The sequence below is a fragment of the Streptomyces sp. HSW2009 genome (assembly GCF_040240285.1).
GTDB lineage: Bacteria > Actinomycetota > Actinomycetes > Streptomycetales > Streptomycetaceae > Streptomyces.
Genome location: NZ_JBEHZD010000492.1, coordinates 1 through 5966, shown reverse-complemented (window position 1 = coordinate 5966; position 5966 = coordinate 1). Strand labels below are relative to the sequence as shown.

3 protein-coding genes and 1 riboswitch are annotated in these 5966 nt (G+C 75.2%); of the genes, 2 read left to right on the top strand and 1 reads right to left on the bottom strand.

Annotated features, from left to right (window positions below; genetic code table 11):
- Positions 1 to 840, bottom strand: an 840-nt coding sequence (locus AAHZ94_RS27110; protein WP_502964796.1) for a ferredoxin-like domain-containing protein, incomplete at its 3' end; no start/stop codon positions are given.
- A gap of 855 nt (positions 841 to 1695) precedes the next feature.
- Positions 1696 to 1769: riboswitch (cobalamin riboswitch) on the top strand.
- Positions 1770 to 1822: 53 nt separating this feature from the next.
- Here AAHZ94_RS27110 and cobN point away from each other — a divergent pair.
- Together cobN and AAHZ94_RS27100 are read left to right on the top strand one after the other, a co-directional pair.
- On the top strand, positions 1823 to 5470 hold the full coding sequence (gene cobN / locus AAHZ94_RS27105) for a cobaltochelatase subunit CobN (RefSeq protein WP_349996035.1): 3648 nt from the start codon (positions 1823 to 1825) through the stop codon (positions 5468 to 5470).
- Positions 5463 to 5879, top strand: a complete 417-nt coding sequence (locus AAHZ94_RS27100; protein WP_349996034.1) for an NUDIX hydrolase — start codon at positions 5463 to 5465, stop codon at positions 5877 to 5879. The genes cobN and AAHZ94_RS27100 overlap by 8 nt, the downstream gene beginning before the upstream one ends.
- The last annotated feature ends 87 nt before the right edge of the window (positions 5880 to 5966 follow it).

Genomic DNA, 5966 nt, shown 5'->3' with positions numbered 1-5966 from the left:
CCCCGCGGGCGCGACATGCGGTGGCCGCTCGTCGCGCGGCCGGGGGCGGGCCGTGACGCCCGCGGCGGCGAGCGCGGCGTCCAGCTCGCGCGCGAAGAGCGCGTAACGCTCGGGGCCGCCGGGCAGTTCCCAACTCCGCCACGCCTTCGCGTCACTGGCCCGCGCCGCGGCGAGGAAGGCGAGCGCCGCGGTCAGCGCGGCGCGCGGTGCGTCGGCCGCGGCGATGCGCAGCAGGATGGGGTCGGGTACGGCGGCGCGGGCGGGGGGCGCCGGGTGTCCGGTGGCCACCCGTAGCACCGCGTCCCCGGGTGCCGTTGCGATCAATGTCACATCGGCCCCGAGCGCGGCCACGTCGCCGCGGCCGTCGTCCACCGCGAACAGGAACCGCCCCGAGAGGCCGGCCGCGTCCGGCGCCGCGCACAGCAGGCGGTCCAACTCCCGCACCCAGGGCGTCACGTCGACCCGCCCGCCGCCGTCGAGCCCCGACAGCGGCGACAGCGCCACGTTGCGCACCCGCTCGTGGCTGGCCGAAGGCAACAGGCCGGCCGCCCGCAACCGGTCGGCCAGTTCCCCGCCGCAGGCTGCACCGAGACCGCGGAGCTGTACGTTGCCCCGCGAGGTCAGATCGAGCGCGCCGTCCCCCAACTCCTGTGCCGCCAGCGCGAGTTCGGCTGCCTGTGCCGCCGTCAGCAGCCCGCCGGGGAGCCGGACGCGGGCCAGGAAGCCGTCGTCGGCCCGGTGCAGCCGCAGCGCGCCGGGACAGGCGTCATCGCCTGTGCGGCTGGGCGGTTCCTCCCCAGTTGGGGCGGTTGTCGGGGTGAGGGGCATGGCGGCGAGCATACCGACGATCCCCCCGCCCGGGACCTCCCGCACCAGGTCAGCGGGGACTCCCGGCCACGGCCACCGGGCCGAGGGGCCGCGAGCCCGACGAGCGGGGCGACGCCGCGCCGCATGCGGGTCGCCCAGCGCGGCGGGTCCGTTCGGCTCGGGCTGTCTTTCTTTGTCGGTGCTGGTGCTAGGGCCGGTGCTCTTGTGCGGTCGCTGTTGTCGGCGCCGCCTGCGTGGTTGGTTTCCTCCGCGCCATTCGTAGGGGCGCGTGACGTACGGGGCGGTGGCAGGGGAGCAGGTCGTACGGAGCGGGAGCGCGCCGGGCACGAGGCCGCGCCAGGCGTACGACGGGGGTGCCGCTACACCGCGCGCAGGGCCGGGCCGGACACAAAGCCGGACACAAGACGGGGCGGCGCGGCTGTACCGGGCGCAAGGCCGCGCCAGGCTACGGCAGGGCGCGGCTGTACCGCGCGCAGGACCGGGCCAGACCCGAAACGGGACGCGGCTGCACCGTACGCACAGCGGCGCGGAACCCCGTCAGGCGTACCCCCTGCCGCGGCCCGATCCGTGGCCCGCCGTCCCGCGCAGGCGTCGGGTTCCGGCCTTATTCGGCCCTGCTTGGCCTTGATGTGCCGTTCGGATGGCCGGTCGACTCGGCTGCCCGGTCGGCGGGGCGGGGCGCTGCTCGGCCGTGGAGCGCACGCGGGCCGGCGGCCATCCCGCCCGGTCGGGCGGCGACCGGCACAGCCACGCCCGGGTGCGGTGGGCCGGGCCGGGGACGGGAGCCCGCGACGCGGCGCTGGTCAGGTCGTTACTATGCTCCCCGACGGGCCTGCTGGCCCGCTCCCGCAAGCGACGGCGCCAGGGGAGGAAGCCGGTGTGAACCCGGCGCGGTCCCGCCACTGTGAGCCCGGCAGCGATGCCGGGCGAGCCAGGAACTCCTGCCGTCCTCCCACCCGCCCGGGGCGCGGACCCCGAGGAAGGCTGCTGCCGCATGATCCTCCTGCTGTCGACGTCCGACACCGACCTGCTCAGCGCTCGTGCGGCCGAGGGCCCAGTGCCCTACCGGCTCGCCAACCCGGCCCGGCTCGACCTCGCCGACCTGCCCGCCCTGCTCGACGGCGTCTCCCTCGTCGTCGTACGCCTGCTCGGCGGTCTGCGGGCCTGGCAGGACGGCCTCGACCTGCTGCTCGCCGGCGACCGCCCGGTCGTCGTGCTCACCGGCGAACAGGCCCCGGACGCCCAGCTCATGGAGGCGTCCACGGTCCCGGTCGGCATCGCCGCCGAGGCGCACGCCTACCTCGCCCACGGCGGGCCCGCCAACCTCGGCCAGCTCGCCAACTTCCTCTCCGACACCGTGCTCCTCACCGGCCACGGCTTCGAACCCCCGCAGCCCGCCCCGACCTGGGGCCCGCTGGAGCGCACCGCCCGGGCCGACGCCAGCGGCCCGCTGATCGCGGTGCTCTACTACCGGGCCCACCACATGAGCGGCAACACCGCCTTCGTGGACGCGCTCTGCACGGCCGTCGAGGACGCCGGCGGGCGGGCCCTGCCGCTGTTCGTCGCCTCGCTGCGGGCCCCCGAGCCCGAGCTCATCGAGGCGCTCGGCGCCGCGGACGCCGTCGTCACCACCGTGCTCGCCGCGGGCGGCACCAAGCCCGCCGAGGCGTCCGCCGGCGGCGACGACGAGTCCTGGGACGCGGGCGCGCTCGCCGCGCTCGACGTGCCGATCCTCCAGGCGCTGTGCCTGACCGGCACCCGCGCGGCCTGGGAGGAGAACGACGAGGGCCTCTCGCCGTTGGACGCGGCGACCCAGGTGGCGGTGCCCGAGTTCGACGGCCGTCTGATCACCGTCCCGTTCTCCTTCAAGGAGGTCGACGAGGACGGTCTGCCGGTCTACGCGGCCGACCCCGAGCGCGCCGCCCGCGTCGCCGGCATCGCCGTACGGCACGCCAGGCTGCGCCACGTACCGGCCGCCGAGAAGCGGTTGGCCCTGGTGCTCTCCGCGTACCCCACCAAGCACTCCAGGATCGGCAACGCGGTCGGTCTCGACACCCCGGCGAGCGCCGTCGCCCTGCTGCGCAGGCTGCGCGCCGAGGGCTTCGACTTCGGGCCCGAGGAAGGTGAGGGATCGTTGCCCGGCCTCGCGTCCGGCAACGGCGACGAACTCATCTACGCCCTCATCGAGGCCGGCGGCCACGACCAGGAGTGGCTGACCGAGGAACAGCTCGCCCGCAACCCGGTGCGCATCCCGGCCGCCGACTACCGCCGCTGGTACGCGGGACTGCCGCAGGAGCTGCGGGACGCCGTGGAGGAGCACTGGGGCCCGCCGCCCGGGCAGATGTTCGTGGACACCAGCCGCGACCCCGAGGGCGAGATCGTCCTCGCGGCGCTGCGGCGCGGCAACCTGCTCGTGGTCATCCAGCCGCCGCGCGGCTTCGGCGAGAATCCCATCGCCATCTACCACGACCCCGACCTGCCGCCCTCGCACCACTACCTGGCCGCCTACCGGTGGATCGCCACCGCGCAGCAGGACGGCGGCTTCGGCGCCGACGCCATGGTGCACCTGGGCAAGCACGGCAACCTGGAGTGGCTGCCGGGCAAGAACGCCGGCCTGTCCGCCGCCTGCGGCCCGGACGCCGCCCTCGGCGACCTGCCGCTGATCTACCCCTTCCTGGTCAACGACCCGGGCGAGGGCACCCAGGCCAAGCGCCGGGTGCACGCCACACTGGTGGACCACCTGGTGCCGCCGATGGCCCGCGCCGAGTCCTACGGCGACATCGCCCGGCTGGAACAACTCCTCGACGAGTACGCGGCGATCTCCGCGATGGACCCGGCCAAGCTGCCCGCCATCCGCGCCCAGATCTGGACCCTGATCCAGGCCGCCAAGCTCGACCACGACCTCGGCCTTGACGACCGGCCCGACGACGACGGGTTCGACGACTTCCTGCTGCACGTCGACGGCTGGCTGTGCGAGGTCAAGGACGCCCAGATCCGCGACGGGCTGCACGTGCTGGGGGGCGCGCCCACCGGGCCCGAGCGGGTCAACCTGGTCCTCGCCATCCTGCGCGCCCGGCAGATCTGGGGCGGCACCGCGGCCCTGCCCGGGCTGCGCGAGGCACTCGGCCTGGACGAGTCGGCCGCCACCCGCACCAGCGCGGACGAGATCGAGGAGCGGGCCAGGACGCTGGTGCAGGCCATGGAGGACGCCGGCTGGGAGGCGGACGCCACCGATACGGTGTGCGCCGCGCTCCCCGACGACGTGCGCAAGGACGTCGCCGCCATCCTCGACTTCGCGGCCCGCGAGGTGGTGCCGCGGCTCGCCGGCACCACCGCCGAGATCGACCACGTGGTGCACGCGCTCGCCGGCGGCTTCGTCCCCGCGGGTCCTTCGGGCTCGCCGCTGCGCGGCCTGGTCAACGTGCTCCCCACCGGCCGCAACTTCTACTCGGTCGACCCCAAGGCGGTGCCCAGCCGGCTCGCCTGGGAGACCGGCCAGGCGCTGGCCGACTCCCTCCTTGAGCGCTACCGCACCGACAACGACGGCACCTGGCCGCAGTCGGTCGGCCTGTCCCTGTGGGGCACCAGCGCCATGCGCACCGCCGGCGACGACATCGCCGAGGCGCTGGCCCTGCTCGGCGTGCGGCCGGTGTGGGACGAGGCGTCCCGCCGGGTCACCGGCCTCGAAGCGATCCCGCTGGCCGAACTCGGCCGCCCCCGCATCGACGTCACGCTGCGCATCTCCGGCTTCTTCCGCGACGCGTTCCCGCACGTGGTGGGCCTGCTGGACGACGGCGTGCGGCTGGCCGCCGCGCTGGACGAGCCGGCGGCCGACAACTACGTACGCGCCCACACCCAGGCCGACCTGGCCCAGCACGGCGACGAACGCCGCGCCACCACCCGCATCTTCGGCTCCCGCCCCGGCACCTACGGGGCCGGTCTGCTCCAGCTCATCGACAGCCGTGACTGGCGCACCGACGCCGACCTGGCCGAGGTCTACACGGTGTGGGGCGGCTACGCGTACGGCCGCGGGCTCGACGGCCGGCCGGCCAGGGACGAGATGGAGACCGCCTACAAGCGGATCGCGGTCGCGGCGAAGAACACCGACACCCGCGAGCACGACATCGCCGACTCCGACGACTACTTCCAGTACCACGGCGGCATGGTGGCCACCGTGCGCGCGCTCAAGGGCACCGCCCCGGCCGCGTACATCGGCGACAGCACCCGCCCGGAGACGGTCCGCACCCGCACCCTGCACGAGGAGACCTCCCGGGTCTTCCGCGCCCGGGTGGTCAACCCGCGCTGGATCGAGGCGATGCGCCGGCACGGCTACAAGGGCGCCTTCGAACTGGCCGCGACCGTCGACTACCTCTTCGGCTACGACGCCACCACCGGCGTGGTCGCCGACTGGATGTACGACAAGCTCGCCCAGAGCTACCTGCTCGACCCGGAGAACCGGGCCTTCCTCGAAGAGGCCAACCCGTGGGCCCTGCACGGCATGGCGGAGCGGCTGCTCGAAGCGGAGAGCCGGGGCCTGTGGGCGGAGCCCGACCAGGAGACGCTGGCGGCCGTCCGTGAGCTGTACCTGGAGACCGAGGGCAACCTCGAAGACGGCGCGGCGGGCGGCGACGGCGATGACTGAGCCGCTGACCCCGCTGGAGTCGGTGGCCTGGCTGTGCGTGCGCGACGGCCGGCTGCTGGCCGTCCGCACCGAGGGCCGGGACGTGTTCTACCTGCCGGGCGGCAAGCTCGAACCCGGCGAGAGCGGCCCCCAGGCGCTGGCCAGGGAACTCGCCGAAGAGCTCGGCGTGCGGGCCGACCCGGGGGAGCTGACCCCGGCGTTCGTCATCGAGGACGAGGCCCACGGGCAGGGCGGCCGGCCGCTGCGCATGACCTGTTTCACCGGCCCGGCCACCGGTGAGCTGCGGCCGGCCCGCGAGATCGCCGAACTGGACTGGTTCCTGGCCAGCGCCCAGGACGCCCGGCGCGGCGCCCCGGCCCTGCGCCAGGTCCTGACCCGACTGGCCGTGGACGGCACGGTGGCCGCTTAGCGGCGCGGACCGCCGCGTGCAGGCCCGCGCCTGTACACGGGCTGCGAGGGAGGGCACGGGACTGAGAGGGGCCCGGCACGGCGGCGG

Bases quoted from the DNA above. Each gene is read 5' to 3' on its own strand.
- cobN (WP_349996035.1), top strand. From the start codon at position 1,823: ATGATCCTCCTGCTGTCGACGTCCGACACCGACCTGCTCAGCGCTCGT.
- AAHZ94_RS27100 (WP_349996034.1), top strand. From the start codon at position 5,463: ATGACTGAGCCGCTGACCCCGCTGGAGTCGGTGGCCTGGCTGTGCGTG.